General features: G+C 62.4%; 25 protein-coding genes and 2 pseudogenes. 20 read left to right on the top strand and 7 right to left on the bottom strand.

Going from position 1 to position 25,979, the window contains the following annotated elements; all coding sequences use genetic code 11:
* The first annotated feature begins 3 nt into the window (after nt 1-3).
* The 4 genes and pseudogenes from APT63_10120 (at nt 4) to APT63_10105 (ending at nt 2,268) form a co-directional block, all read left to right on the top strand.
* Nucleotides 4-543: a hypothetical protein gene (locus APT63_10120; protein AMA45952.1), complete on the top strand. Its 540-nt coding sequence runs from the start codon at nt 4-6 to the stop codon at nt 541-543.
* Nucleotides 544-658: 115 nt separating this feature from the next.
* Nucleotides 659-883, top strand: a pseudogene (locus APT63_10115) (hypothetical protein).
* A 337-nt stretch (nt 884-1,220) separates the two neighbouring features.
* Nucleotides 1,221-1,415: a hypothetical protein gene (locus tag APT63_10110; protein ID AMA45951.1), complete on the top strand. Its 195-nt coding sequence runs from the start codon at nt 1,221-1,223 to the stop codon at nt 1,413-1,415.
* Nucleotides 1,416-1,929: 514 nt separating this feature from the next.
* Entirely contained in the window at nt 1,930-2,268 is a 339-nt protein-coding gene (locus APT63_10105) for a hypothetical protein (GenBank protein ID AMA45950.1), read from the top strand.
* Nucleotides 2,269-2,676: 408 nt separating this feature from the next.
* Here APT63_10105 and APT63_10100 read toward each other — a convergent pair whose 3' ends face one another.
* The 4 genes from APT63_10100 to APT63_10085 all read right to left on the bottom strand — a co-directional run bounded on the left by APT63_10100 (nt 2,677) and on the right by APT63_10085 (nt 7,132).
* Complete coding sequence (locus tag APT63_10100) at nt 2,677-3,669, bottom strand: 5'-nucleotidase (protein ID AMA45949.1); 993 nt, start codon at nt 3,667-3,669, stop codon at nt 2,677-2,679.
* A gap of 436 nt (nt 3,670-4,105) precedes the next feature.
* A complete protein-coding gene (locus APT63_10095) occupies nt 4,106-5,035 on the bottom strand; it encodes a hypothetical protein (protein ID AMA45948.1) in 930 nt (309 codons plus the stop codon).
* Between the two features lie 389 nt (nt 5,036-5,424).
* The gene (locus tag APT63_10090) at nt 5,425-6,099 is read right to left on the bottom strand and encodes an anti-sigma factor (GenBank protein ID AMA45947.1); all 675 of its coding nucleotides are present in this window, start codon (nt 6,097-6,099) and stop codon (nt 5,425-5,427) included.
* Between the two features lie 202 nt (nt 6,100-6,301).
* Entirely contained in the window at nt 6,302-7,132 is an 831-nt protein-coding gene (locus APT63_10085) for a hypothetical protein (protein ID AMA45946.1), read from the bottom strand.
* A 210-nt stretch (nt 7,133-7,342) separates the two neighbouring features.
* On the opposite strand from APT63_10085, the gene APT63_10080 reads away from it, so the two are divergent.
* Both APT63_10080 and APT63_10075 read left to right on the top strand, forming a co-directional pair.
* Nucleotides 7,343-8,455, top strand: coding sequence for a hypothetical protein (locus APT63_10080; protein AMA45945.1), 1,113 nt, complete (start codon nt 7,343-7,345; stop codon nt 8,453-8,455).
* The gene (locus tag APT63_10075) at nt 8,452-8,700 is read left to right on the top strand and encodes a hypothetical protein (GenBank protein ID AMA45944.1); all 249 of its coding nucleotides are present in this window, start codon (nt 8,452-8,454) and stop codon (nt 8,698-8,700) included. The genes APT63_10080 and APT63_10075 overlap by 4 nt, the downstream gene beginning before the upstream one ends.
* 37 nt (nt 8,701-8,737) lie before the next feature.
* Here APT63_10075 and APT63_10070 read toward each other — a convergent pair whose 3' ends face one another.
* Nucleotides 8,738-11,290 carry a diguanylate cyclase gene (locus tag APT63_10070; GenBank protein AMA47855.1) on the bottom strand — a complete coding sequence of 851 codons (2,553 nt, stop codon included), beginning with the start codon at nt 11,288-11,290 and terminating at the stop codon, nt 8,738-8,740.
* 493 nt (nt 11,291-11,783) lie between these two features.
* Here APT63_10070 and APT63_10065 point away from each other — a divergent pair, with 493 nt between their 5' ends.
* The 3 genes from APT63_10065 to APT63_10055 all read left to right on the top strand — a co-directional run bounded on the left by APT63_10065 (nt 11,784) and on the right by APT63_10055 (nt 14,212).
* Entirely contained in the window at nt 11,784-12,620 is an 837-nt protein-coding gene (locus tag APT63_10065; GenBank protein AMA45943.1) for a hypothetical protein, read from the top strand.
* A gap of 249 nt (nt 12,621-12,869) precedes the next feature.
* Nucleotides 12,870-13,562, top strand: coding sequence for a 3-oxoadipate CoA-transferase (locus tag APT63_10060; protein ID AMA45942.1), 693 nt, complete (start codon nt 12,870-12,872; stop codon nt 13,560-13,562).
* A gap of 8 nt (nt 13,563-13,570) precedes the next feature.
* Nucleotides 13,571-14,212 carry a 3-oxoadipate CoA-transferase gene (locus tag APT63_10055; GenBank protein ID AMA45941.1) on the top strand — a complete coding sequence of 214 codons (642 nt, stop codon included), beginning with the start codon at nt 13,571-13,573 and terminating at the stop codon, nt 14,210-14,212.
* 58 nt (nt 14,213-14,270) lie between these two features.
* Here the strand turns inward: APT63_10055 and APT63_10050 are convergent, their stop codons facing one another.
* Both APT63_10050 and APT63_10045 read right to left on the bottom strand, forming a co-directional pair.
* Nucleotides 14,271-15,152, bottom strand: a complete 882-nt coding sequence (locus APT63_10050) for a hydrolase (GenBank protein AMA45940.1) — start codon at nt 15,150-15,152, stop codon at nt 14,271-14,273.
* Nucleotides 15,153-15,287: 135 nt separating this feature from the next.
* Nucleotides 15,288-16,214, bottom strand: coding sequence for a transcriptional regulator (locus APT63_10045; GenBank protein ID AMA45939.1), 927 nt, complete (start codon nt 16,212-16,214; stop codon nt 15,288-15,290).
* A gap of 168 nt (nt 16,215-16,382) precedes the next feature.
* On the opposite strand from APT63_10045, the gene APT63_10040 reads away from it, so the two are divergent.
* The 11 genes and pseudogenes from APT63_10040 (at nt 16,383) to APT63_09990 (ending at nt 25,962) form a co-directional block, all read left to right on the top strand.
* Entirely contained in the window at nt 16,383-17,735 is a 1,353-nt protein-coding gene (locus APT63_10040) for a C4-dicarboxylate transporter (protein AMA45938.1), read from the top strand.
* 11 nt (nt 17,736-17,746) lie between these two features.
* Complete coding sequence (locus APT63_10035) at nt 17,747-18,307, top strand: carboxymuconolactone decarboxylase (GenBank protein ID AMA45937.1); 561 nt, start codon at nt 17,747-17,749, stop codon at nt 18,305-18,307.
* A gap of 10 nt (nt 18,308-18,317) precedes the next feature.
* Nucleotides 18,318-19,136: a 3-oxoacyl-ACP reductase gene (locus APT63_10030; GenBank protein AMA45936.1), complete on the top strand. Its 819-nt coding sequence runs from the start codon at nt 18,318-18,320 to the stop codon at nt 19,134-19,136.
* A gap of 177 nt (nt 19,137-19,313) precedes the next feature.
* A complete protein-coding gene (locus tag APT63_10025; protein ID AMA47854.1) occupies nt 19,314-20,141 on the top strand; it encodes an amidohydrolase in 828 nt (275 codons plus the stop codon).
* A gap of 33 nt (nt 20,142-20,174) precedes the next feature.
* Nucleotides 20,175-21,110 carry a gluconolactonase gene (locus APT63_10020; GenBank protein AMA45935.1) on the top strand — a complete coding sequence of 312 codons (936 nt, stop codon included), beginning with the start codon at nt 20,175-20,177 and terminating at the stop codon, nt 21,108-21,110.
* A 24-nt stretch (nt 21,111-21,134) separates the two neighbouring features.
* On the top strand, nt 21,135-21,947 hold the full coding sequence (locus tag APT63_10015; protein AMA45934.1) for an ABC transporter substrate-binding protein: 813 nt from the start codon (nt 21,135-21,137) through the stop codon (nt 21,945-21,947).
* Entirely contained in the window at nt 21,944-22,837 is an 894-nt protein-coding gene (locus APT63_10010) for a hydrolase (GenBank protein AMA45933.1), read from the top strand. The genes APT63_10015 and APT63_10010 overlap by 4 nt, the downstream gene beginning before the upstream one ends.
* Nucleotides 22,838-23,300: 463 nt before the next feature.
* On the top strand, nt 23,301-24,623 hold the full coding sequence (locus tag APT63_10005) for an oxidoreductase (GenBank protein ID AMA47853.1): 1,323 nt from the start codon (nt 23,301-23,303) through the stop codon (nt 24,621-24,623).
* A gap of 72 nt (nt 24,624-24,695) precedes the next feature.
* Nucleotides 24,696-24,923 (top strand): preprotein translocase subunit SecA, encoded by a 228-nt coding sequence (gene tatA / locus APT63_10000; protein AMA45932.1) that lies wholly within the window; start codon nt 24,696-24,698, stop codon nt 24,921-24,923.
* 2 nt (nt 24,924-24,925) lie between these two features.
* Nucleotides 24,926-25,096, top strand: a pseudogene (tatB, locus tag APT63_09995) (preprotein translocase).
* Nucleotides 25,097-25,191: 95 nt separating this feature from the next.
* Nucleotides 25,192-25,962 (top strand): twin-arginine protein translocation system subunit TatC, encoded by a 771-nt coding sequence (locus APT63_09990; GenBank protein ID AMA45931.1) that lies wholly within the window; start codon nt 25,192-25,194, stop codon nt 25,960-25,962.
* Nucleotides 25,963-25,979: the final 17 nt, after the last annotated feature.

Below are 25,979 nucleotides of genomic sequence, written 5' to 3'. Positions count from 1 at the left end.
ATCATGCCTAGCCGTATCATCACGTCGGTCAACAGCGACGACCTGACCGCTGCAGAAGGGGGGCTGGCCTTCAGCTCCCCACGCGAGCGAATGGAGTTCTACCGCCGAGAGATCCAGTATGAGACGACCATGCTGGCCAACCGAACCGACGGTTACTTGGCCGCACAGTCGTTCCTGGTGATTGCCTTCGCGTCCTCCATGGCCAACGCCAATCCGTCCTGGGGCAACCTGTTCACGCTGTTCGTGCCGCCGTTTCTGGCGCTTCTGGGCATCTTGAGCACGCTCAATGCGCTGCCGGGCCTCAAGGCCAGTTACGGCATCATCGACCATTGGCATTTCAAGCAAAGCCAATTGCTGAGGAACGAACCTGCCGTGGGGATGCCCTATGACGACTGGCCGCTGTTCAACGAAACGGAATCGAGCCACCGCGGCTATCGAAAATCGCTGCTGTTTTCCATGCGCACGCCCTGGATCTTCCTGGTGTTCTGGGTCCTGCTGGGGGTGTTCTGCCTGACCATCCAACTGGTCCCGGCAGGTGAATGAACGCCTTCGAGGGGACCCCAGGCCGCTTGATCATTTTGTCTGTTAATCTTTTGAATCTTCTCGGAAAACCCCGATCAATGACGGTGTCATCCATGGAGAAGAGGAGGGCCCAACGATGCCAACCCCACAGCTGTACATCATCGAATACCGCCTGCATGGGCACTCTCGCAACTTCATCATCCGGCTGGACCGGATGGACAATGCCGAAGCCTGGCATTGGGCAAGCTGCGATGCCGGCGTCGGCATCATCCCCAAGTTCGGTCGCGAAAAAATTCGCAAGGTCAGCCGACCCATGGCCGAGCGTTACGGGATCACCGACGTGCAATGGCGTGTCTCGGGGGGCGGCGCGCCTGTGGTGACCTCCACCGTTCCGGCACCGACTCAGGTGGCTGGGCCGAACACGGGGGAGTTGCCCTCGGGCTCCGAGAAGGCCGCTGCGGTCTGATCGGCGAACATGAAAACAGCCCGCTTCGGCGGGCTGTTTTTTGTCTGGCGTTTGGCGAGTCGCGGTCGAGCGGGCAGGGTGTCAGGCACCCGATTCCGGATCGCTGGGCGGTACGCCGCGGGGCTCGTCATCGGTCAGGTTAGGATCGGTGTCCGGGTCGGGCGCCTGGCCATCGTTGTCTTCGATCTCGCGTTCCAATTCCGGCCAGTCGGTCTGGACGCTGCCGCCACCCATGTTCAGTGTGAGGGACATTGTGGACTCCTTGGGTCTAGCGAAGGGGGATGGGGACTTGAAGGTCCTTGAACCATTGGAGAGAGATTGGGAGGAAGGGGTCGATCTGTCGAATGAGAGGCTGACGGGCGGTGACGCGTTGATGGGTGAAGGACAGATATTCGACGATCGATTGAGTCGAAAGAAACCGATGTGAAGGGCGTTGCAAGCAGATTGGCTGGTTGACGAAATCAGTGGATATTTAACTACACTAAATAACCATTTCGTTGAGTTAAGCAAGAAATCGACGAAAATGGGCGGAAATTACGGGTTTGAGGGTAGCCTAGGTTGCCGTCTAAAAGCCACGCAAAACGTCTTCAAGGGGGGAGACGGCTAGCGCTAAACACATAGCGTTCTTCTGGATAACAGTCCATTTCGATACTCCAGACTGATTGTGGTCGGGCTGAAAAGCTTATATCCCGTGCCCAGACCATCACCGCACCTCATTCCGACACCTTTGGGCTGGGCAGTGCCGAAGCAGCATTAAGCGTTATTGGCAGCGTTTTGGGAGGGTATAGACGGCACTGATCGCTGACTGGCCTTTCGAGTCCAATCACGGCCAGTCTGGCACCTTGGCAAGGATGACTCACAATAGCGGGCAGCGTGCGCAGTATTGGATGGAAACGCCCTGCAAGCGGTTGAGCCGCGAAATACGAGGTACTGGAGAGTTGATGATGAGTAGCACCAGGGAACGCATCGTACACATCCTTCAGCATGTGCTGCTGATAACGGCATGCCTAGGTGTCTGGTTGGTGCCCACTGTGACGGTTCTTCTTTATGTGATCCTGAGCCAGGAAAGATCACTGTCGGCGAGTATGGCGTTTGCCACTGTGTTCCTTACAGCTGTATGGGTTGAAGGTGCTGCAATTGGCCTTTTACTGATTTATGCCGTGTGGGCCAGGCCTTGGAAACACAAGGGGCCGGCCTACGACACCTTCACCAAGCATGGCTACGCTGTGGGGCTGACGCTCATGGCCGCAGTCTTGTTTGTTGCATCAATGGTGAGATGAGGCTGCTGCTGAGACGGGCATGATCGATTGGAGCGGCTGCATGCCGTGTCGTTGAGAGTTGCAGACGTCGGTCGTGGGTCGATCGAGCAATATCGCGGTATGGTCGATAGCGATCGAGGATGGAATGAGGTTGAGGGTTGCAGGTAGTGTGATGCCGCCGAGCCTGACGATGAGCCCGCTCACCCAAGGTGTTCTGGGCTGTATATGAAGGTGCGGTTAATGTGTATTATGTTAAATGTAGTATATTCGTCGGCCTCGACGCCCCAGTCTCTCTGGACTGAACAGATAATGCCGCATGGCTATGTCGATTCCTGGCGAGCTCTTCTACGTGCATGCTGCTGTGCCCCCAGAAGCCTTTTGACCGCTCAAGAAGCAATGATCCACCTAGCGAAGCTGTAACCAAGCGAGTCAGTATTCATCTGACATATCCTCGACGGGTACTGACACTGCAACGGGAGGATGGACGGGAGCTGTCTTATTGGTGATACCAAACGGGATATGCACCGATGGTACGACAGCACTCGCCGATTTTAGATGACCAGATTGGTCATCAAAAAAGATGTGGGGTTTCAGTACGGCTAGCACTTTTCCCTTCTCAATACCGCCGAGGAAGAAGGCATCGTTTGCCATCACGCCCCAACTCTTGAGCGTATTCAATGCACGTTCATGGGATGGTGCATTTCGCGCTGTGACGATGGATACTCGGATGCGGTTTTTATAAGCCGGGTTGCGTTTTTTGTGTTCTTCCTCCACGGACTGGATTTTCGCCAATCGCACCATGAATTCTTTCAAAGGCCCAGGGTTGTGGGGCTGCATAACATTTTTGACTTCATGGTCATGAAACTTCGTAAGCCCACCAGTCTGCATCACAGCCTCTGATTCATCGCCGGCAAGGACGCCGTCAAAGTCGAATGCGATACGCAGAGTATGATCGCTTTCATCGTCATCGAACTTTGAATCCAGCATCTGTCCTGCAGGATGGCCAGCTTTGATCGCAGCATCTACGTCGCCCTTGTCTCTTGAGAGGAACAGAGCAATATTCAGGGCCGGTATAAATTCATATGGGGACTGTCCTTGCATAAAAATGGCACGCGTCATGGGGAGCCCGTAGTGCTCGATGGTTTTCATCACGCGCATGCCCGTGTCAGGGTCATTCTTAGAAAGCAGCACCACCTCAACCAAAGGATCGGATTGATTAGGCGAAAGGTCGTTCACTGACAGGAGACGCTTAATGAAGGGATAGGCGATCCCTTTTGGTAAAGGGTTACTCAGGTTTGCTTCCTGAAATTTCCGGTATTTTTCCTCACCCTCGCTTTTGAACACCGCGTCTGACTCACGCAAATCAAACACGGCACTGGAAGCCACGCCAATGACCAGGCGATCTTCTAGCTCATAAGGCATACAGCTCTCCATAGATGGTGCTCAACTCACGGCACTTTACCATCAGTTACGCTTGATTTAATCACAGGACCGCACGAAAGGCGCATAGAAAAGCACCGAAGATCAATTACCACTGGGAACGTGTACCCTACCCCGTGCATTCTGAGGTTCTCCTGCTCCCGAAAATCTCCGCGGCCTCGACTTTGTTTCGCAAAGGCGTTCCGGGCCTATGACGGGTCTGTATCGGGCATACGTGGACCCTGAGGCCTCTAAGGTTAGGTAACGTGCAGGCGCTGGATGTCACCAGCGATGCTGATGGTGCGCTGGCTATTTACAGCATTCAGAAAGACAGGATCTCCATTAATAATGGTGTGGCTGCTTCGCTTTCGTCTTGGTCCGATGGGCTTGGATTCTTACGTCTCGCACGCTCCGCTTGTCGAAGGTCTGACTGCCTAATTCAGTTGAGTGATTTGGGCAGCAATTCTCCGACGACGTTGTCTATTATGGACTGAGTTTCTGCCCGCGAGAGCCAGTATGCATTGGTACCAATCTTATCCTGTAGTTCTGTCATTTGATCGCTGCAGGAGATGAAGTATCTCATAGAGCAACAGGCTATCTGCTCCGCCAAGTCATAGCTCAGATCCGCTCCGGCGCCCGTTGCAACACCTAGTAGATATTGACTCGATGATAACGGAAGCACGACGTGCAGCACCTCGTCTTCCTTATCTAGGAATGACTTGAAGGCCCTTTCCCCTTTGACGTGGAAGAGCACGATCGAATCACCTAGGGGGAGATTGCATGCTTCAAAGGCTTTGACTGAATACTTCAAGCACGCTAAGCGGGCTGCTCGCACGGACGGTGAAATCGCATCCGTCAACATTTTCACATGGCCCTGCTTCACAATCCCCGTGATCTGGGGCAGGAATGCTGGCAGCGCATTGCTGATGCATACAGCAAAAGCCTCAATCAGAGGTCGAAGAACATCCTGGAGTCTTGTTTGATTGCTGTGAAGCGTGAGCTGCAGCTGTTCGTACGTGATTCCTTGCTCCGCTAGTGCCTTGTCCAGCATTTCTGACCCAGGGGTAAGGTGCTTTTCGAGAAGCAAGGCCAAGGTGTGAGGGTCCGTAAGTTGCAACATGATTTGGCTGATGCAGTTTTCGAATAGACCACCTATGTTCTCTCTGACATGTCTGCTACGCACCTCAAAATGCGCCAGCATTTCCGCTATGAGGCTGGCATCACTTGCATCTACACATCCTTTCCGAAGCCTCTCAATGAGAGGCGCGTAAACATGCTGTTCAGCCTCAGTGATTTTGTCGTCGAGCTCGGTCTCGATGTCGACGGCATAAAAATAGCGCTCTAGCCCTATATCAGTGATGTTCGCCATTCGTGGTGGACGATCCTGCTCATGCACCCAAGAGCGTACAGTTTTGCCGTTCGAGGGGATACGAAATCCTTTCTGCAAAAAACGCGGTATGAAATGTTGTCGGACTCCGGACACTGTTCACCCCTGCTAGACGTTGCACCAGCCGACCATAGCGAGCTGTCGCCATGACCGCAAACCTTCATTGAGCTAAAGCTAGGCCATTTTCTTGCTTCACGCCGTGAGAGGACGGCTCAACTATCGTGCCGCTTCTTGTGTGCAGTGATGACTTCGCCTGTCAGGCAATAGCTTGGCCTCGAAGATTCGGTAATCGAAAAAGCCGAGCTATTGAAGTCTATAAGCTGCATATAGCCAACTCAACCCAGTACCCACAATAGCTATTTCTGCGATTCTCATGGCATGGTATGCCCAAGCGTCTTGAACAAATGCCCAGTTTTGATAAACAGCATCGCACCCTCCACACCGCTCGTGATGACTGGATGCCCACCTGCCGGTAACCGCACCCAGCTGCCCTGCCCCAATGATTGATCCTGAGTGCTTATCTGCCCTTCAATCACCAGCACTTCAACTCCGGCATCAGTATGGCTAAACACCGCCTGTCCCGCTGACAGCCGTTCAAGCCTCACCTGCTCATGGTCGTTTTCAAACAAAGGGCAAACAGCCCGCCCCCCTTCATGCCTCCACGTGTCGGGATCTCGGGTATCGATCCTGATCGACGCCGACTCGTCCGCTTGCATCTGCCATAACTTGACGAAAATGACCGCGCCCTCATAGCTGGAGGGCTGATGGCTGGACCCTGGCGGGTTACGCAGGTAGTAACCGGCCGGGTAATGGTTGCCGTCCTCGGAAAAAGTCCCCGAAAGCACGAAGACTTCCTCGCCTCCGGGGTGAAAGTGGCGAGGAAAACAAGAGCGTGGCGCGTAGCGCACAATACTCGTCGCCCTGGCTTTCTCACCCCCGAGCCGATCCAGCATCACGCGCTCCACCCCACTCTGCGGCGAAGCCACCCAATGGTAGTCGTCACCCGCAACGGTGGCAGGTTGGGAGAAGTCTGAATTGACGAGCATGGGGTTATCTCCAGGGAGCAAAGAATAGGGCTGTGACGGTCCCCTTCCTGCCAGGCTACGGGGAGCTGGTCATAGACTCGAAGGCATGTACCGAGTACACCAGCGCCAAGCCAGCATTCAAAGCGATGGCACGGGCAAAGATCAAGAGCTCCGCGCGGTTATCGATGGCCGTGACATAACTGCCCTACCCGCTTCAATGACCTTAACCCCGAACAGCCCCAGCCCCACGCTCAAACGCACGCCAAACCTCGACACTACGAGCGATTTCCCGATCAAGCAACGCCACATCAGCTTGGTTACTCGGCGGCGAGCTGGGCGTCCGGTGCGGCAAGACCAGCTCGACCGCGACATCCCCGGTAAAGCCTGCCGTCATCAACGCATCGTACTGAGCCTGGAAATCTATATGGCCACTGCCAATCCCACCGCGGCCCGAGTCCGAGATGTGGTAGATGGCCGTGTGCTCGGCATGACGCCGGATCGTCTCGAGCGGATCGCGCTCATCGATGTTCATGTGGAAACTGTCGAGGATCATGCGCAGGTTGGTGCCGCCCACCTCGTCGATCAATTCCCGGCACTCATCGCTGGTGATGATCAAGGGGACTTCGTAGTGATTACAGACCTCATAGAGGGTGCGCACGCCTTGTGATTGCGCGTAGGTATCCACGGCCTTGCAGCAGGCCAGCAGGCGCCGGTAAGCACTGGCGCGGTCAGGGCAGTTGCGGGTCCATTGCGCCAGGCCGTGCAACGTGACCGGTACCTGCCCGGCCTGGACAGCAAAATCCACCACATGGCGGAAGTACTCGATGGCGCCCTCCTCGCTGGCCTGCTCCGGCTGAGCGGGACCTGCGTTGAACGGGTCGATCGCCAGGATCGCCACCCCTGCGTCGGCTGCCGCCTGCCTGAGCGCCAGGCCACTGCAATCGCGGAAGTCGCCTGCGTACTGAATGGCATCGAGCCCCCTTTCGCGGGCCTTGGCGACAACGTGGGTAGGGTCGGTCATCCCGAGGGTCCAGGTCACGATTCCGATGTTCATGCTTGCGCCTCCTTTGCGTGCGTTTTCAAACGTGCCGTTCAAGCCCATGCGTGCCGGTCGCGACAGGGTTGACGGCACGGACGGACGAGCCGAGCAGAGACCGAAAAAGCCTGCAATAGAGCGGTTCCAGACCGTTTGCAACTTGTGATCCCTGCCGTCCGTTCTAGACTCCCCCTCGTCGCCGTGTGTTCAATCAATGAGGCAAGGCCTGTGAAGACGTCGCTCGTCGCTGTGCTGATGTTGCTGTGCTCAACCTCGGGCTATGTCCATGCGGCATCCTCGGAGGCGTTGTTGATCGAGGGCGGCCGGGTGATGACCATGGACCCCATGCTCGGTGACATCGAGGACGGCGATGTCCTTATCCGCAACGGTCGCATCGTCGCGGTAGGACAGAACCTCGATGCTGGGGGCGCGCGTCGGATCGACGCCCGGGGTCAGGTGGTGCTGCCGGGGTTCGTCGAGGCGCACAATCACTTGTACGTCACGTTGATGCGCGGTCAGTTTCGCAATGGTCAGGGCCAGTTCTTCCCCGTCAGCGCCCGCCTGGCGGCGCACATGACCGCACAGGATACGTACGTGGCCATGCGCCTGGGCGCGCTGGAACTGCTGAACGCGGGCATCACCTCCACGGGCGACTTTTTCGACAACGTGATCTCCACTGCCCACGGCGAGGCCGGTGTGCGGGCGCTGGAGGATGCGGGCATTCGCGCCACATTGTTCTATGGCGGCCCTGACAAGACGACCCAGCGACAGATCGACCTCGAACAGTTGCAGGCGCTCGCCCGCCAGCAAGGCCAGGACGCGCGGGTCAGGATGGGCCTGGCCTGGCGCCTGCCGCGCAACCGCGACGATGCCGCCAACTGGGCGATGCGCCAGCGTGAGTACGCGACCGCTCAGCGTCTGGAGCTGCCCGTCCAGGTGCATGTCAGTGGTGAGGCACAGGCGATGTTCGATGCGCTGATCGAACGCGACTACCTCGGCCCCAGGTTGACCGTCATCCATGCCACGGACGCACGTCCAGAGCAGTTACGGGCATTGGAAAAAGCCGGCGCAGCGCTGGTTCTGACGCCGATCAGCGAGCACCGGGTGGGCTACGGCCTGACGCGGCTCGATCATTTCAGTGGCGTTCGCAGGCAGGGCCTGGGCGTCGATGGCAACGCGCTCGCGGGAAGCGCCGACATGTTCGCCACGCTACGTCTGGCTGCCCTGACCTGGAGCGGCGTCACCCACGACGAGGGCGCACCGCCACCCCGCGCGTTGCTCGACCTCGCCACCCGTGGCGGGGCTGAAGCCCTGGGCCTGGGGGACAGATTGGTACCTTGACCCCCGGTAAACGCGCCGACGTGCAGATCGTGGCCCTCGATGCCCTCAACCTCGCCGGCTTTGGAGGCGGTGACCCGGCTGCGCTGCTGGTGTACTCGGCAAGGCCAGAGAATGTGCGCACGGTCGTGGTGGACGGGCACCTGGTCAAGCTCGAGGGGCAGCTTCAAGGGGTCGAGCTGCCACGTGTCTTGGAAGAGGCTGCGGTCTCGGCCAAGCAGTTGATTCGTCGCTCTGGCAATCAATGAGGCCGCTACACAGGCGAATCCTGAGGACTGAAGACACCTACTCGACCAGGGCCGATTCGATCATCCGGCTGAAAGCCGCCGCCTCCACCGGCCCGCTGAGGTAATAGCCCTGACCCTCGTCGCAGGTGACGGCCTTCAACAGCGCCAGGTGCTCCGGCGTTTCGATGCCTTCTGCTGTAACGGTGAGCGACAGTGCGCGCCCCAGCCCTACGATCGCCTTGATCACCGAGCGGTCGTCCTCGCTGTCTCCAAGCCGGCTGACAAAGCTCTTGTCGATCTTCAAACCATCGAACGGGAACGTGCGCAAATAGCTGAGCGATGAATACCCCGTGCCGAAGTCATCCATCGCAAGCCGCACGCCCAGGTCCTTCAGAGCGCGCATGATGACCAGCGCACCGCTCGCATCTTCCAGCATGACGCTTTCGGTCAGCTCGAGCTCCAGGCGAGCCGCGGCGAGTCCGGAGCGCGACAGCGCACCGCTCACCCGCTCGATCAACAGCGCCGACTGGAAGTCCTTGGGTGACAGGTTCACGGACACGAACAACGTCTCGGGCCAATCGACGGCCGTGGCGCATGCGGTGTGCAGCACCCAGTCACTCAATGCGGTGATGAGTCCTGTGTCCTCGGCGATCGGGATGAAGGTGTCGGGTGACACCAGGCCGCGATCCGGGTGCTGCCAGCGCACCAGGGCTTCGGCGCCCACCATGTGCCCGTCGCTGATCCGGAAACGCGGCTGGAAATGCAGGCGCAGCTCGCCATTCTTGATGCCGTAGCGCAGGTCGTTTTCCAAGCGTCGGCGCTCTATGATCCGGGCGTTCATCTCGCCCGCGTAGAAACGCCAGATGCCCCGCCCGCTGGTCTTGGCTTCGTAGAGCGCAATGTCGGAGTAGCGCAGCAGTTCGGCGGCCTGCGAGGCGTCCCCGGGGGCCAGCGCGATCCCGATGCTCGCGCTGATATGAATGTCCTGACCATCGAAGTGCATCGGTTGCTCGACGGTATGGATCAGGCGTTCGCAAAGGGCTTCGATCTCGGCATGGTCACTCATGTCGGTGATGATCATGACGAACTCGTCGCCGCCTATTCGAGCGATCAGGTCTTCGCTGCGCACGCATTCTTCCAGTCGCCGCGCCGTTTCGAGCAGCACCCGGTCACCGACGGCATGCCCCAGGAGATCGTTCACCGGCTTGAACCGATCCAGGTCGATGCTGAGCATCACCAGCGGTTTTTGACCGGCTGAGGAAAACGCCAGTGTTCCTTCCAGGAAATCGCGAAGCCGCTTCCTGTTCGGAAGGCCGGTCAGCACATCGTGCTCGGACAGGTACTCCACGCGCTTGCGTGCCTCGACTTCGGCGGTGATGTCCGTCGCGGTGCCGCGATAGCCCAGCCCGTTCATGGCCTTGGCCGTCACGCGAATGATCCGGCGCGCGCCCTGGCTGTCCAGGCACCTACACTCGAGCGTTGCATTGACACCCTCGGGCCGTTGACTCGACCATTCGAGCACGCCGCCATTCTCGCCCATGAACAGCGCGTCGATCCTCATGCCCAGCCAGGTCGCCACGCAAAGGCCGGTGATCGTCTCGAAGCGCTCGGAGATGTAGGTGAAGTGCCCCTTCTCGTCGATCTCCCAGATCCAGTCCGAGCTTGCCTCCGCCACGTCCCGGAACCGCGCCTCGCTGTCGGCCAAGGCCGAGCGACTGCGCTGCACCTCGGCATAGCTCTGATCCAGATGGCGCGCCATGGCGGTGATGCGCCGCAAGGCAATCCACATCATGGCGTAGACGACCATGCCCAACAGGCCTAGCAAGGGCAGGATGAACATCAGCATCTCGCGCCCCGGGGTAGGCGCCTTCCACAGGAGCGTCCCGGCCCTGCCCTGGTCGCCCAGTCTCAGTCCCGTCTCTGCATTCGGCCGCTGTGCAAGGTGCAGGTGCTCGATACCGAACCGATGGCCCAGCGTCTCAAGACGGTAGCTGTCCAGCAACTGGGTAAAGATCAGGACGGACGCCTCCCCGGCTTCGCGCTTGACCGTGGGGTCTGTCGACGGAGTGATGGCCGCTGCGGCAACCAGCGCCAGCACGCCGTCCACGTTGACGAATTGGCTGACCGACTTTTCCTGCGGCTCCTCAGCCCTCGCCGCTTGCAGCAGGGGGTCGATGGGCTGGCTAAGCCACGCCGAAGCCGAGAGAGGCGCACGCGACCCGTCGATGACGGAATAGACGGTTTGCGCAGAACCGTCGACGACGAAAAGACCGTTGATGCCGAAATCGGCGAACAGGGTGGCCCCGAGATTTCCTTGCACGAAGGCCCAGTCCGTATTGACCTCGGTATGCAGGTTTCGATAGGCGTCACCCCAGAAGGCATAATCCTTGATGGTCGCCTTGGACGCGCTCACCAGTGACTCGACGGCCTTCTCCACGAGAAACTTCGCTTTCTTCGCTTCGGATCGATCCAGGCCAAGCGCGAAGTAGAGCGAGATGGCACCGGCGATCAGGATCACCAGCGTCAGAAAGCCCGTGCACATGAAGAGCACTGTTCTGGCCAGGTCGACACTGGAATGGGGGCGCTGCTCACGAGAGGAAGCATCAGGCAGGATATGGGTCATGGTCAGCCGAGAAGTTGGACGATGGCATTCCGCTATCGGCTGACTGTACTGATCCTTTAGCGTATTCGATCACTGGCCCTGTGCGGGACAGGCGGTGATAGAAAAGCAAATGATTTAAGGACTTTGTGGACCCTGCGGGCCCAATCGCGGCCGGTCCGGCGCCCCGGCAGGGGCCGCTCCCCCAGTTGACCGCGATAGCCTGCAACACCGCAGTGGGGCTACGGGTGTAGGAGCGGCCCCTGTGCCGCGATGGGCCGCAAAGCGGCCCCAGAAATCGATCAGAGATAACACCTCTAGCCATGCCAGCTATCGTCATGTTTCCTGCACGACAGCGCGGCGCCAAGGCGGCAGGCGGACTCCCACACAGCCAGAGCAGCAACGACAACGACTTGGCCTACGCCTGAACAAAGCGCACCATGTCATGTCCCATGGCCAGCTGAATCACAAGGTTCCACTTCCCCCCAAGCAAGGAGGCTTCACCATGCAACCCACCCCACCCGCGTCCACCGGCAAGCTGCTGGGCAGCTATGGCTACGGCAAGGCGCTGATCATCAGCCTGCTCGTCCTGGGCACCGTGTTCTTCGCCCTGGCCCTGTTCGTCGGCTACCTGAGCGTGGCCAGTTCCGTGAACTTCAATGGTCCGAAGTCCATGCTCTACGCCACCGCCGCCTTCCTGGCGCTGCTCGGTGCAGTGATGTTCGCGCTGGCCCAGTGGCAGAAGAAACTGCGCGTGGCGCGGTACGAGGTGTACGAAAAGGGCCTCTGCCAGATCATCGGCAGCCAGCGCGACTACGTGCCGTTCAGCGAAATGGACGATGTCTACCTGTTCGCCTCGGGCAAGACCGCCGTGGCCGGGATGACCAACAACCTCGCCTACCGCCGCAACGCCAGCGAATCCTTCCGCCGGGTCAATCCTCACCTGCAAAAGCTGTTCGTGTTCCTCGAACAGGTGCGCGAGCAGCACCTGAACGAACGCTTGCCTGCGGTGCTGAAAACCCTGGAGAACGGCGGTGCCGTGCAGTTCAATTACCTCGACACCGCGCAGGTCTGGGGCAAGCGCATGAGCGGCGACTTCTTCAACATCGCCACAAAGCCATTGACCCTCACCCGGGAGACGCTTGACGTCAATGGTCGTACGGTCGCCCTCGGCACGCTGCGCTCGCTCGACCTCAGCCAGTGGACCGAGCGCGTGGTGATCAAGGACGACAAGGGCCAGACCGTCCTGTCGACCGTCGCCACCGGCATCATCAGCCTCGACCTGTTCCTCACGACCCTGCACCACCTGCTCAAGGTCCCTCAGGCGCACGCCAGCGCCTGACGACCGGGCAATGCCATGGCGGGCCTTTCGCAAGAGAGCGCCCACCATGGCCTCGCTCCAGCAGACTCATCTCTCCCTTCATCACGCGCGGCCACCGCCCGCCTTCCTCGCTGCATAACCGTTCGATAACCGCACGGTTACCGCGTACGCCCCTCTGTTCCTTCCCCCGCTTACGGCAAGCTATCCAAAACGCCTGACACGACCGTCACGCACCCTGCCCCTGCCTTACCCATCACCCGGAGCCCCGCCGTGATCGACAAGACCCACCCCTCCATCGCCAGCGCCATCGCCGGCATCACCGACGGCTCGACCCTGCTGGTCGGCGGCTTCGGCACTGCCGGCATGCCTTCGGACCTCATCGATGGGCTGATCGCCCTAGCCCCCCGCGACCTGACCATCATCAGCAACAACGCCGGCAACGGCGAGACCGGTCTGGCCGCGTTGCTCAAGGCCGGCTGCGTGCGCAAGGTCATCTGCTCCTTCCCGCGCCAGTCCGACTCCTACGTCTTCGATGCCCTGTACCGCGCCGGCAAGATCGAGCTGGAGGTGGTGCCGCAAGGCAACCTGGCCGAACGCATCCGTGCCGCAGGCTCGGGCATCGGCGCGTTCTATTCGCCAACCGGCTACGGCACCCTGTTGGCCGAAGGCAAGGAAACCCGGGAAATCGACGGTCGCCAGTACGTGCTGGAAATGCCGCTGCACGCCGACTTCGCGTTGATCAAGGCGCACCAGGGCGACCGCTGGGGCAACCTGACCTACCGCAAGGCGGCACGCAACTTCGGCCCGATCATGGCCATGGCCGCCAAGACCGCCATCGTCCAGGTCGACCGGATCGTCGAGCTGGGCGAGCTGGACCCGGAACACATCATCACGCCGGGCATCTTCGTTCAACGCGTGGTGGCCGCTCCCCGCGCCGCCACGTCCCTCGCCCACGCCTCCTGAGACCTGCCATGACCATCACCCGAAAGCTCTCCCGTACCGACATGGCCCAGCGTGTGGCTGCCGACATCCAGGAAGGTGCCTACGTGAACCTGGGCATTGGCGCGCCGACCCTGGTGGCCAACTACCTGGGCGACAAGGAAGTGTTCCTGCACAGCGAGAACGGCCTGCTGGGCATGGGCCCCAGCCCGGCGCCCGGCGAGGAAGACGACGACCTGATCAACGCCGGCAAGCAGCACGTGACGCTGCTGACCGGAGGGGCCTACTTCCACCATGCCGACTCGTTCTCGATGATGCGCGGCGGCCACCTGGACATCGCCGTGCTGGGCGCCTTCCAGGTGTCGGTCAAAGGCGACCTGGCCAACTGGCACACCGGCGCGGAAGGCTCGATCCCGGCCGTTGGCGGCGCAATGGACCTGGCCACCGGTGCGCGCCAGGTGTTCGTGATGATGGATCACCTGACCAAGACCGGCGAGAGCAAGCTGGTGCCGGCATGCACCTACCCCTTGACCGGCATCGGTTGCGTGAGCCGTATCTACACCGACCTGGCCGTGCTGGACGTGACCCCTGAGGGGCTGAAAGTGGTCGAGATCTGCGCGGACCTGACGTTCGAGGCGCTGCAGGCACTCAGTGGCGTGCCGCTGATCGCGTGACCGGTAGTTCCCGGCACGAACGGGCCAGCAGTGCTGGCCCGTCTTTCAACGGGACACGTCAGTCCTTCTCTGCATAGACCCGCTTGGCGAACGCGGCAATTGCGTCGGCTATTTCCTTGGGTTTCTCGGGCGCCAGCGCATGGCCGGCCCCGGCGATGACCTGGTGCTGCACACGTTCCCCCAGCATGGGCTTGAGGATGTTGGGAATGACGACGGCATCCTTCTCGGCCTGCAGGTCAAGGATCGGTACGGTGTCCCCGGCGGACCAGTAGCTGTCGACCGGCGTGCTGTCCCTGGCATGATCCTGGGCCACGTGGGTGTCGTGGTACCACCCCGGCAGCCACGCCCGCGCATCGTTGCCGGGGGCGAAGAAGGCCATCTCCAGGTACTTGAGGCGCTGGGCCTCGGGCAATGCCTGGTTACCGGCCCCCTTGATGGCCTCGACCATCCTGCCGTAGGGCTTCTCCGACGAGCCAGGCGGCAGCTTGCCGATCGAGGCGGCCGCCAGCACCACGCCTTTCACCAGGTCTGGGCGATCGACGGCCAGAACACGTGCGGGCTGACTGCCCCAGGCATGACCCACGACGATCGCAGGGCCGGTGTGCGCCTTGTCCATGACCAGGGCGACGTCGGCCGCGAAGTCGTGCAAGGTCGGCGCGTCCATGGGCGCGCGGCTGCCATGGATGCCCCGCGGTTCGGGGCGAATGACACGGTAGCCGTCATCGGCCAGGTACTCGGCGACGCGGTCGTAGTCGTGGGCACCGCGCCCCTTGGACGGAAGGATGACGATGGGTTTGCCCGCCCCCTGCACCAACGCTTCGATATGGACGTCGCCTTTGCTGGCCGTGAGAACGGACACGTCAGGCGCAGCCTGGGCGAATTGACTGGCCAGGCAGACGCTGAGCAGCGTCAGTGAAGTCGCACTGTGAATAGAACGCATGGTCTGTGCCTTTTGTTGTTATCTGAGCGGCGAGGCCGAGGTCGGCCCCGCTGTCAGCCTATGCGTTTACCGACAGGTGACAAATACCGTCTGGGGATGGCTCGCCATGACCGTCGGGCATGGCTCTTGTGCGCCTCACTGCTCCAGCCAGTGGGTGGCCTCTTTCCAAGCACCGACCGTGACCAGTTCCTCCAGGGTCTCCAGCAGGATCTTTTCGTAGCTCAACGCCAGCCGGGAGCTGCGTCGCTCGCGCAGCCGCGTCAGGGAGACGGTGGAGCGAATGCCGGGCCGCTCGATGGCATGTCCGACCAGGGTGTGGTCGTTCATGTCCTGCTGGACGGCGGCATGGGCGAGGATCGAGTAGCCGAGCCCTTCGGCGACTAGGCGCTTGGTCAGGCTGACGCTGTCGACTTCGAGGACGATGTTCAGGCGCACGGCATTCTGCGCGGCGATCTGCTCCACCAGCCGTCGGTTGCTATGGGGCAGCCCCGGCAAGATCAAGGGGAAGTCCCCCAGCGCCGCCAGGCGAACGTTGCGCGGCGCTTCGCCCGGTGGGCCGACCAGGACCATCCGCTCGCTGAACAGGGGCCGAACGTCGAAGGCATCCACCAAGGGCTGGTTGTAGACCACCGCGACATCGATGCGCCCTTCCAGCAGCCACTCCTGAAGCGAGGTGCTGAGCCCTTCGAGCGCATGGAGCGATGCCCGTGGCCAGCGCGCCTTGAACGTGCGGATCAAGTGCGGGCCGACGATCGAACCGATCGCAGGCGGCAGCCCGATAGCCAGGTGCCCGCGTTCCTCGTCCGCACTGTTGCGCACATGGTCCGTCGTCTCTTCCAGGTAGCGCAGCATCATTTCCGCGCGTTCCAGCAAGCGTGCGCCGGCAGCCGTCAGCTCCACCCCTCGCCCATGGCGCGTGAACAGCTCGACCTTGAGCTGTTCTTCCAGCTTGGCGATCTGCCGGCTGAGCGCGGGTTGGGCGATGAACAGTTCCTTGGCGGCGCGGGTGAAGCCGCCGCATTGGGCAACTTTGACGAAAGAGCGTAATTCACGAATATCCACCGACCCCTCCCATGCTCTGTCAGCATAGCTTTTTATCAAAATAAGGTTTTTGTGCGGACTACGCCATAGCTCTATGCTCGGCTCCAATAGCTAGGCAGAGGGGTATGACCACGCGCTGCCAGCGAATCACAAGAACAATGACGCCCACCCAAAGGGCGAGGACTCACCATGAACCAGTTGAAGAAGCTCCACGTCCAGGTGCTGATCGCACTTGTCGCTGCCGTTATTCTGGGTTTCGCCGCGCCTGCCTGGGCCACGGCCATGAAACCGCTGGGGCAAGCCTTCATCGCCCTGCTGAAAATGATGCTCGCCCCCATCGTCTTCGTGACCCTGGTGCACGGCCTCACCCATGTTCAGGACATGCGCAAGCTGGGGCGACTGGGCATCAAGTCGCTGCTCTATTTCGAAGTCGTCAGCACCGTGGCGATGCTGATCGGCTTCGTGCTGGTCAACGTCGTCGAGCCTGGCGTAGGCCTACACGCGACCGGGATGGAAGAGCCTGCGGCGGCCATCAAGGCCACCGCCGCGGCCGGCGAGGTCTCGATCGTCACCTACCTGCTCAGCCTGATTCCGCATACCCTGGTCGATGCCTTCGCCAAGGGCGACATCATCCAGGTCCTGCTGATCTCGATGCTCGCCGGCATCGCCATCAACCGCACCTGCGGGCCGGAGTCGGTGGCGGTGCGGGCGATCGGCGAGGCCCAGACCATCCTGTTCAAGATGCTTGGCTTCATCATGAAGCTGGCCCCGCTCGGTGCCTTCGGCGCCATGGCCGCCGCCATCGGCAGCTACGGTGGCGACACCCTCCTCTATCTGCTCAAGCTCATTGGCGTGTACTACGCCGCCTCGCTGCTGTTCGTGTTCGGTGTGCTGGGCACCATCAGCTGGTCGGTGGGCCTGCCATTCATGGCCGTGCTGCGGCTGATCCGCGATGAAATCCTGCTGGTCTTCGGTACCGCTTCAGGGGAGGTCGCGTTCCCACGCCTGATCGAGAAACTCAAGCGCACCGGCTGTGACGAGGTGGTGGTCGGTTTCGTGTTGCCGGCCGGCTACAGCTTCAACCTGGACGGCACCGCCATCTACATGGCCATCGCCATCGGTTTCATCGCCCAGGCCACCGACACGCCCTTCTCGCTGTGGCAGCAAGCCGGGCTGCTGGCGATCCTCAGCATCACCTCCAAAGGAGGCACCACCGTCGCCGGCGGCGCGTTCATCAAGCTGGCGGCCACGCTGCAGTCCGTCCAGACCCTGCCGTTGAGCGGCCTGGGCCTGTTGTTCGGGATCGACCGCATCATGGCCACCGCGACCGCACTGACCAACATCGTCGGCAACACCATCGCGGTCTTCGCCATCGCCCGCTGGGAAGGCGCCTTCGACCCGGCGGCGTTCGAACGCGAAACCGGTCGTGCCCCAGGCCGTAGCCTGCTGCGGCCTTCGCAGGCCAGCGCGGCCCAGGCCGTCATGCCCGAGACGGCGCCCAAGACCCACGCCCCCGTCGAATCGCACACCCAGCACTCGTAACAGGAATGGCCATGAACCGCTTGCCCCCGATCGACCCGCACCACCTGAATGATGCGCAACGTGCCGTCTATGACCGCATCGCCAATGGCCCGAGAAAAGGCGTGCGCGGCCCGCTCGCCCTCTGGCTGCACCGCCCGGAGCTGGCCGAGTGCGCCCAGGCCCTCGGACGTTATTGCCGCTATGACAGCTGCCTGGAGCCGCGTCTTTCCGAGCTGGCCATCCTGCTCATGGGCCGTCACTGGCTGGCGGAATACGAGTGGGCGGCCCACAAGCCCTTCGCCCTGGAGGCCGGTCTGGCCCCGGCGATCATCGACGCGATCCGCGACGGTGAAGAGCCTGTGTTCAGCAGGCCCGACGAAGCCCTGGTGTACCGCTTCATCCGTGAGCTGCACGACACCCGCCGTGTCAGCGACGACCTCTACCAGGCCTTCACGGCGCTGCTGGGCAACGAGGCCGCCGTGGACCTAGTGGGCATCGCCGGCTACTACACCCTGATTTCCATGACCATCAAGGTATTCGAGGTGCCGCCACCGGTGGGTGTCGCTCCCGAACTGCCTACCCCATCGCATTGAGGATCACCCCATGACTGAAGTCATTCCCACCAGCGATCGCCTGAAAGGCAAGGTCGCCATCGTCACAGGTGCCGGTTGCGTCGGCGCAGGCTGGGGCAATGGCCGTGCCGTCGCCGTGCTGTTCGCCCTGGCAGGCGCCCGCGTGTTCGCGGTCGACCGTGACCTGGACGCCCTGGAAGAAACCCTGGGCCGCATTCGCGAAGCCGGTGGCGAGGTCACGCCGTACGCCTGTGACGTGACCGACAGCGCGGCGGTCGCGGCCATGGTCCAGGCGTGTACGCATGCCTATGGGACCGTGGACATTCTGGTGAACAACGTCGGCGGTTCCGCCGCCGGTGGCGCCGTCGCCTTGCCCGAAGACACCTTCGACGCCCAGATCGCCCTGAACCTGAAAAGCGTATACCTGACCTGCAAGCACGTCCTTCCCGTGATGGAAGCCCAAGGCAGTGGCTCGATCGTCAACACCGCCTCGACGTCCGGCATCCGCTTCACCGGCTCTGCGCAAGTGGCCTACGCCGCCAGCAAGGCCGGCGTCATCCAGCTCGGTCGTGTGACTGCGGTGGAATACGCACCCAAAGGGATCCGCGTCAATACCGTGGTGCCGGGCCAGCTGCACACCCCCATGGTCGAGGTACGCCTTGCCGGTCAGCGCACGGGCGGCGACGTGGGCAAGCTGCTCGACTCCCGCCTGGCACGCATCCCGCTGGGCTTCATGGGCGATGGCCGTGACACCGCTTACGCCGCGCTGTACCTGGCCAGTGACGAAGCACGCTTCGTGACGGGCACGGAAATCGTCGTCGACGGCGGCATGACCGTGCGCTGCGGCTGATCCCGACGGGGGCCTGCCAGGGCCCCCTCCTTGAACAGACACCCACACGAGCAGGTGATCATGGACGAACACAGCCAGGCCCAGGCGTCCCGTCGCCTGTTCATCACGCGCACGGCGATCGCTGCAACCGGCGTCGCCCTGCTCGGCGGAATGATCCACCCGACCCTTGGAGCCACCATGCACAGTCCAACCACGGCGTCCGGAATGTGGGACTGCCATACCCATATCTACGGACCTTGGGCGCGTTTTCCACTTCCCGCCAACGCAGCCTACACCCCTGATCCTGCGCCTTTCAGCGATCTGTCGGCGCTGCACCAGCGCCTGGACATCGACCACGGTGTGCTGGTCCAGGCGGCGCCCTATGGCACCGATCACACTGCCATCCTGGCCGCGATCGCCGAGAGTGGCGGCCGTTACCGTGGCGTCGGCCTGATCGACGAGAGCACCACCGAGGCGCAGTTGCAGGCGTTGCACGACGGCGGGCTGCGGGGCATCCGCTTCAACCTGATGGGGCACTTGCCCGGGGCGCGCGACCCCCAGGCCTTGCAGCGCCTGGCCGAACGTGTCGCCCCCTTCGGCTGGCACGTGCTGGTGCACGGGGAACTGCCGACCCTGCTGCCGTTTCTGGAGCACTGGAAGACCCTCGAAACGCCACTGGTCATCGACCACATGGCGCGGCCCGACTTCACGGCGCCGCTCGATCGGGCCGCACTTGCCGCCCTGCGCACGCACCTCGAGCGGCCCGACCGCTGGATCAAGCTGTCCGGCGTCGACCGCGCGATGCAGGGCCAGCCGGGGCCCTGGCCGCAGGCCCTGAATCCCGTGCGTGACCTGCTGCAGTACGCCCCCGAGCGGGCGATCTGGGGCTCCGACTGGCCGCACCCGAACATCAAGGGCACGCCGCCCGACGACGGCCTGCTGCTCGACTTCATCCAGCAGGTCTGCGACAGCCCGGCGTTGACCCAGGCCGTACTGGTCGACAACCCGGCCCGTCTGTACCGCTGAGTTCTGCACGCCCAACCACTGAAGGACATCCCGATGGACGATAGAGAGTGGCGTCCAAGCCCCCGCGTGCCTGATCCGGCCGTGCGGGCGCTTGATCCACGCTTTGCGCATTACCAACTCGCCCATGCGAAGGTCGAACGCCTGGGTGGCGGCCTGCGTTGGGCCGAAGGACCGGTCTGGTTCGCCGACGGCCGCTACCTGCTGTTCACCGACCTGCCCAACGACCGCATCCTGCGTTGGGACGAGGCCACGGGCGCGATGGGCACGTTTCGTCAACCGGCCCATCAGGCCAATGGCCTGACCCGTGATCGACAAGGCCGGCTGCTGGTCTGCGAACACGGTGAGCGGCGTGTCACACGCACGGAATACGACGGCAGCGTCACCGTGCTGGCGAGTCACTTCGAGGGCAAGCCGCTCAACTCCCCGAACGATATCGTGGTGAAGTCGGACGACAGTATCTGGTTCACCGATCCGCCGTTCGGCCTGGTCAGCGATTACATGGGGCGTCAGGGCGAGGCGGCGCTGCCGGCCAACGTGTACTGCCTGACGCCGGACGGCACGCTTCGCTGCGTTGCACACGACCTCGAAGGCCCCAACGGGCTCGCCTTCTCGCCCGATGAGAAGACGCTCTACCTGGTCGAATCACGGGCCCGCCCGCGCCGTATCGTGGCCTACAGCGTCGATGACCATCACTCGCTCAGCGAGCGCCGGATGTTGATCGACGCCGGCACCGGCTTGCCCGACGGCCTGCGCCTGGACGTCGACGGCAACCTGTGGTGCGGCTGGGGTGCTCCCGAGCCGGGCCTGGACGGCGTGCGGATCTTCGCACCTGACGGCACCGCCATCGGGCACATCGACCTGCCGGAACGCTGCGCCAACCTCTGCTTCGGGGGGCCGCGGCGCAATCGCCTGCTGATGGCCTCCACCACCTCGTTGTACGCGTTGTTCGTCAATACTCGCGGCGCCTGAAGGCGTCCTTTCGAAGGTAGCTCAATGAAAAAAACAAGATCTGCTCCGCTCTTGCTCTCCACGGGCCTTGCAAGCCTGCTGACCCTCTCTGCCGGTGTCGAGGCGTCCGAGCTCAAGGTCATCGCCAGTGGCGCGCTGAAGGGGGCCATGGCCCAGCTGCAACCGGCGTACGAGAAAGCCAGTGGCAATACCCTGCGCATCAGCTGGGGGCCTTCGATGGGCGACTCGCACGAGTCCATACCGCAGAGGATCGAGCACAAGGAGCCCATGGACCTGGCCATCATGGCTGGCGAGACCCTGGATCTGCTCGGTCCGACCGGCGTGTTCGACCTGTCGACACGCCGCGAAGTCGCCGACTCCCGCATCGGCGTAGGCGTGCCCAAAGGCCATCCCCGTGTGCCGGTGTCCACGGTGTCGGACGTGCGCACGGCCCTGCTGAGCGCCGACCGGATCGCCTATTCCCAAGGCGCAAGCGGGGTCTACATCCGGACCGCGCTTTTCGCTCGCCTGGGCATCGCCGATCAGGTCAGGCACAAAACCGTCGAAATCCAGGGCAAGGAACTGGTGGGCACGGCGCTTGCCCGGGGCGAAGCGGACATCGGCATGCAGCAGATCAGCGAGCTGAAGGTGACCCCGGGCGTTGAGTACCTGGGCCCGCTTCCCGATGAGCTGCAGAAGGTCAGCCGCTTCTACGCCGCCGTGGCCAGCGGCGCCGGTAACGCCGAGGCCGCACGTGGATTCATCGCCTACCTCAACAGCCCCGAGGCTCATGCCCTGCTCGAGCAGAGCGGCCTCGAGCCTGCCCCCCTGCAACCTGCCCAAGGAAAACAGCCATGAAACCGTTATCCCGCTTCCTCATGGCGGCGTCCCTGACGCTGACCGCGTCCATCGCCCTGGCGAGCACCCCGCCTGCACAGGATGCCGTGCACCAGGACGTCGTGCGTTATGACAACGTGCAAATCGAGGTCAATTCCCAGGGCATAGGCCCCATCATCGTGATGCTGCCCTCGCTGGGGCGCTCCGGCCGTGATTACGACCAGGTCGCCCACTACCTGCAGCAGGACGGGTTCAGGGTCGTGCGCCCGGAGCCCCGGGGTATCGGCCAAAGCAAGGGCCCGATGGAGCGCCTGTCCGTGCATGACTTCGCTCGGGACATCGCGGCCGTGGTCGAGCACGAACAGCAAGGCCCCGTGGTCGTCGTAGGGCATGCCTGGGGCAACTTCCCCGCGCGGCAACTGGCGGCCGACAGGCCCGACCTGGTGCGTGGCGTCGTGCTCGCCGCGGCGTCTGCTGGGAAAGTCCCGCCTGGGTCGACCGAAAAGCCCATCAATGCCGAGATGCGCCAGGCCATCGATGGCGCCGGTGACCTGTCGCTACCCGAGGCGCAGCGCCTGGTCTATCTGCGCAAAGCCTTCTTCGCCCCTGGCAACGACCCGCGTGTCTGGCTGGACGGATGGCACCACGACACCCATGACGCCGAGTCCCACGCGCGCAACTCCACCCCGGTCGACGACTATTTCGCCGCCGGCAAGGCACCGATCCTGGACCTGCAGGGCGAGGCGGATACGGTCGCCCCGCGCCGATTCTCGGGCGTGCTGAAAAGCATGCTGGGCGATCGTGTCCAGGTGGTGGTGCTCAAGAACGCCGGGCACGCCATGGCGCCCGAGCAGCCCAAGGCCATGGCCGACGCTATCGCGACGTTCGCCAAGGCTCAATACGCGCAGTGATGCACACCGAAACGGGCGCTGCCTGGCGCCCGTTTCGGCCTATCGATATCCATCGCCTGCCGCTGTTCAGCTCCCTCTCGATCCCCTTCCTTGAATCCACGAGTCACCTGTACCTCAAGGGCAGGCGTCTCTGCCCTGCTCGTCTGGCCAATGGGCGATCCGCCTCAGGGCGAGTCAGATTGACGCACCCTGAAACAACATCATACAATCTGTATACACATTGAATTCATATAGATAGGACTTCTTTTCTCCACAGACCTGTCTTCTGTCGGCTTTGACGATGGACGAATTCGACGCGATGGCGCTTGCCGTCGCCGCTTCCCAACCACTTCGATTGAGATGGATGTAAATGGCCGTTACTCGCAGGAACGTACTGATTGGCGCTGGCGTCGGCGCCGGTGTCGTGGCAGCCGGTGGAGCAGCTGCACTGCTCGATAACGGTATTCCGGCCGATCCGTCATCGCTGGTGCGGGTCGATGCACTGCCGCGTGACGATGCCTCGCCGGGCTGGTTCCACACCAGCCGCGTGCGTCAGCCCAAGGCGCCCCTGATCGGCGATGACAAGGCCCCCTGGGTCGTCATTGGCGCCGGTTTCACCGGCCTGGCGGCCGCACGTCAATTGGCCCTGAATTTCCCTCAGGACAAGGTGATTCTGGTCGAGGCCCAGCAAGTCGGCTTCGGTACTTCGGGCCGCAATGCGGGCTTTCTGATCGACGTGCCGCACGATATCGGCGCGCCGGACTACATCGGTGACAAGGCCAACGCCAGAAACGTCCTGCACCTGAACCAACGCGGTCAGGGCATCCTTCGCGACCTGGTGGCCGAGCACAACATCGTCGATGCGCATCTGCGCCCTTCCGGCAAGTACCAGGCGGCCATCGAGGACGAAGGGATCGCCGTGCTCAATGCCTACCGGGGCGGCCTGGAGGCGCTGGGCGAGAAGGTCCAGCTGATCGAGGGCGATGAGCTCAAGGAGCACATCGGCACGTCGTTCTACCGCAAGGCGCTGTACACCCCCGGCACCATGCTGGTTCAGCCCTCGGCCCTGGTCAAAGGCCTGGCCGACAGCCTGCCGGAGAACGTTACGCTGTACGAGGACACGGTGATCACCGCCGTCGACTATGGCCAGAAGATCGTGCTGCATCACCCGACCGGGCGCATCACGGCCGACAAGCTGATCCTGGGCAACAACCATTTCGGTCAGCACTTCGGCTTCCTGGAAAACCGCATGTTGCCGATCTTCACCTACGGCAGCCTGACCCGTCCGCTGACGGCGTCCGAACAGGCCAGCATCGGTGGCCTGCCCTTCTGGGGCGTGATCCCGGCCGATCCGTTCGGCTCGACCCTGCGCCGCACGCACGACAACCGCATCCTGGTGCGCAACAGCTTCAGCTTCAACCCGGACGGCCGCTCCAAGGACGGCTACACCGACAAGGTACGGGCAGCCCATCGCCTGTCGTTCGAACGTCGTTTCCCGACCCTGACCGACGTGCCGTTCGAGCACACCTGGGGCGGTGGCCTGGGCATGACCCGTAATGGCGCGGGCTTCTTCGGCGAGCTGCGCGAGAACGTCTATGGCGCCCTGGCGTGCAATGGCCTGGGCACCGTGCGCGGCACGGCCACGGGCACCCTGCTGGCCAACCTGTTGGCCGGTAAGAAAGAGCCTCTGACCGACTTCCTGCTGACCGCACCGAAGCCGAACTGGAATCCGCCCCAGCCGATGCTGTCGATCGGCGTGAACTTCACCTTGCGCACCGGTCAGGCCAAGGCAGGCATGGAAGCCTGATCCCAGAGGCCGGTGCCCAGCGCACCGGCCTGTCCAACCCTGCCTGCAAGGCACGACAACACAGAGAGCATCATGGGTATTTTCGACTGGAAACACTGGATCGTCCTGCTGGGCGTGGTCGTCCTGGTCTTCGGCACCAAGAAGCTGAAGCACCTGGGTGGCGACCTGGGCGAATCGATCAAGGGCTTTCGCAAGGCCATGAAGGATGACGGGGATGCCCCGAGCGCAACGGCTCAGCCGGCCCCTTCTGCATCCACGTCTACGGCGCAGGCCAGCGCCCAGCCACAGCAGCACGTCTGAGCATGTTCGGTATCAGTTTCAGCGAGCTGTCGCTGGTCGCGCTGGTGGCCCTGCTGGTCCTGGGCCCCGAGCGCCTGCCGGGTGCGGCGCGTACGGCAGGGTTGTGGATCGGCCGGTTCAAGCGCAGCGTGAGTGCGATCAAGGCCGAGGTCGAGCGCGAGCTGGGCACCGACGGCGCTCACCCACCCTTGCCCCCCGCGCCGCTCGCGAAGGCCCCCTCGGCTCAAGCGTCTGCTGTGCCCAAACAGACGGGGTCACCGCGAACCCCATGACCGATCATTTGCGACTCGACCCGCCCATGCCGCTGGTGTCCCACCTGACCGAACTGCGTACGCGTCTGCTGCGGTGCGTGGCGGCCGTCTTCCTGATCTTCGCCGGGCTGTTCTCCTTCGCCCAGCCGATCTACACCCTGGTGTCCGCGCCGCTGCGTGAGCACCTGCCGGCCAATGCGACGATGATCGCCACGGACGTGGCTTCGCCGTTTCTGACACCGTTCAAGTTGACTTTGACCGTCTCGCTGTTCCTGGCCATTCCGTTCATTCTGCAGCAGGTCTGGGGGTTCATCGCGCCAGGGCTGTACCGCCAGGAAAAACGCATTGCCCTGGCGTTGCTGGTGTCGAGCATCCTGCTGTTCTACGCCGGCATGGCGTTCGCCTACTTTCTGGTGTTTCCGCTGATGTTCAGTTTCTTCGCCAGCGCCACACCAGAGGGCGTGTCGATGATGACCGACATCGCTAGCTACCTCGACTTCGTCATGACCCTGTTCTTCGCCTTCGGCGTCGCGTTCGAGATCCCTGTGGCCGTGGTGCTGCTGGTGTGGATCGGCGTGGTCGAGGTCAAGGCCCTGAAGAAGGCCCGCCCGTACGTGATCATCGGCTGCTTCGTCGCCGGCATGGTCCTGACCCCACCGGACATCTTTTCGCAAACGCTGCTCGCCGTGCCCATGTGGCTGCTGTTCGAGGTCGGCGTGCTGTGCGGTGGCCTGATCCGCACGCGCCGCGAGGCGGACGATCGCCGCCCCTATTCGGCGTCGCAGTAGCGCACCCCCCACTTGAC

It is taken from the genome of Pseudomonas monteilii (assembly GCA_001534745.1).
Lineage (GTDB): Bacteria > Pseudomonadota > Gammaproteobacteria > Pseudomonadales > Pseudomonadaceae > Aquipseudomonas > Aquipseudomonas alabamensis.
The sequence above is the reverse complement of the archived record's forward strand: the minus strand, read 5'-3'. Positions and strand labels throughout refer to the sequence as shown.

Excerpts from the sequence above, each read along its gene's own strand:
- APT63_10090 (AMA45947.1), bottom strand. The coding sequence starts at position 6,099 with ATGCTCGTCAATTCAGACTTCTCCCAACCTGCCACCGTTGCGGGTGAC.
- APT63_10105 (AMA45950.1), top strand. The coding sequence starts at position 1,930 with ATGATGAGTAGCACCAGGGAACGCATCGTACACATCCTTCAGCATGTG.
- APT63_10085 (AMA45946.1), bottom strand. The coding sequence starts at position 7,132 with ATGAACATCGGAATCGTGACCTGGACCCTCGGGATGACCGACCCTACC.
- APT63_10120 (AMA45952.1), top strand. The coding sequence starts at position 4 with ATGCCTAGCCGTATCATCACGTCGGTCAACAGCGACGACCTGACCGCT.
- APT63_10095 (AMA45948.1), bottom strand. The coding sequence starts at position 5,035 with ATGGCGAACATCACTGATATAGGGCTAGAGCGCTATTTTTATGCCGTC.
- APT63_10110 (AMA45951.1), top strand. The coding sequence starts at position 1,221 with ATGTTCAGTGTGAGGGACATTGTGGACTCCTTGGGTCTAGCGAAGGGG.
- APT63_10015 (AMA45934.1), top strand. The coding sequence starts at position 21,135 with ATGAAAAAAACAAGATCTGCTCCGCTCTTGCTCTCCACGGGCCTTGCA.
- APT63_10040 (AMA45938.1), top strand. The coding sequence starts at position 16,383 with ATGAACCAGTTGAAGAAGCTCCACGTCCAGGTGCTGATCGCACTTGTC.
- APT63_10055 (AMA45941.1), top strand. The coding sequence starts at position 13,571 with ATGACCATCACCCGAAAGCTCTCCCGTACCGACATGGCCCAGCGTGTG.
- APT63_10035 (AMA45937.1), top strand. The coding sequence starts at position 17,747 with ATGAACCGCTTGCCCCCGATCGACCCGCACCACCTGAATGATGCGCAA.
- APT63_10025 (AMA47854.1), top strand. The coding sequence starts at position 19,314 with ATGCACAGTCCAACCACGGCGTCCGGAATGTGGGACTGCCATACCCAT.
- APT63_10030 (AMA45936.1), top strand. The coding sequence starts at position 18,318 with ATGACTGAAGTCATTCCCACCAGCGATCGCCTGAAAGGCAAGGTCGCC.
- APT63_09990 (AMA45931.1), top strand. The coding sequence starts at position 25,192 with ATGACCGATCATTTGCGACTCGACCCGCCCATGCCGCTGGTGTCCCAC.
- APT63_10050 (AMA45940.1), bottom strand. The coding sequence starts at position 15,152 with ATGCGTTCTATTCACAGTGCGACTTCACTGACGCTGCTCAGCGTCTGC.
- APT63_10010 (AMA45933.1), top strand. The coding sequence starts at position 21,944 with ATGAAACCGTTATCCCGCTTCCTCATGGCGGCGTCCCTGACGCTGACC.
- APT63_10020 (AMA45935.1), top strand. The coding sequence starts at position 20,175 with ATGGACGATAGAGAGTGGCGTCCAAGCCCCCGCGTGCCTGATCCGGCC.
- APT63_10065 (AMA45943.1), top strand. The coding sequence starts at position 11,784 with ATGCAACCCACCCCACCCGCGTCCACCGGCAAGCTGCTGGGCAGCTAT.
- APT63_10100 (AMA45949.1), bottom strand. The coding sequence starts at position 3,669 with ATGCCTTATGAGCTAGAAGATCGCCTGGTCATTGGCGTGGCTTCCAGT.
- tatA (AMA45932.1), top strand. The coding sequence starts at position 24,696 with ATGGGTATTTTCGACTGGAAACACTGGATCGTCCTGCTGGGCGTGGTC.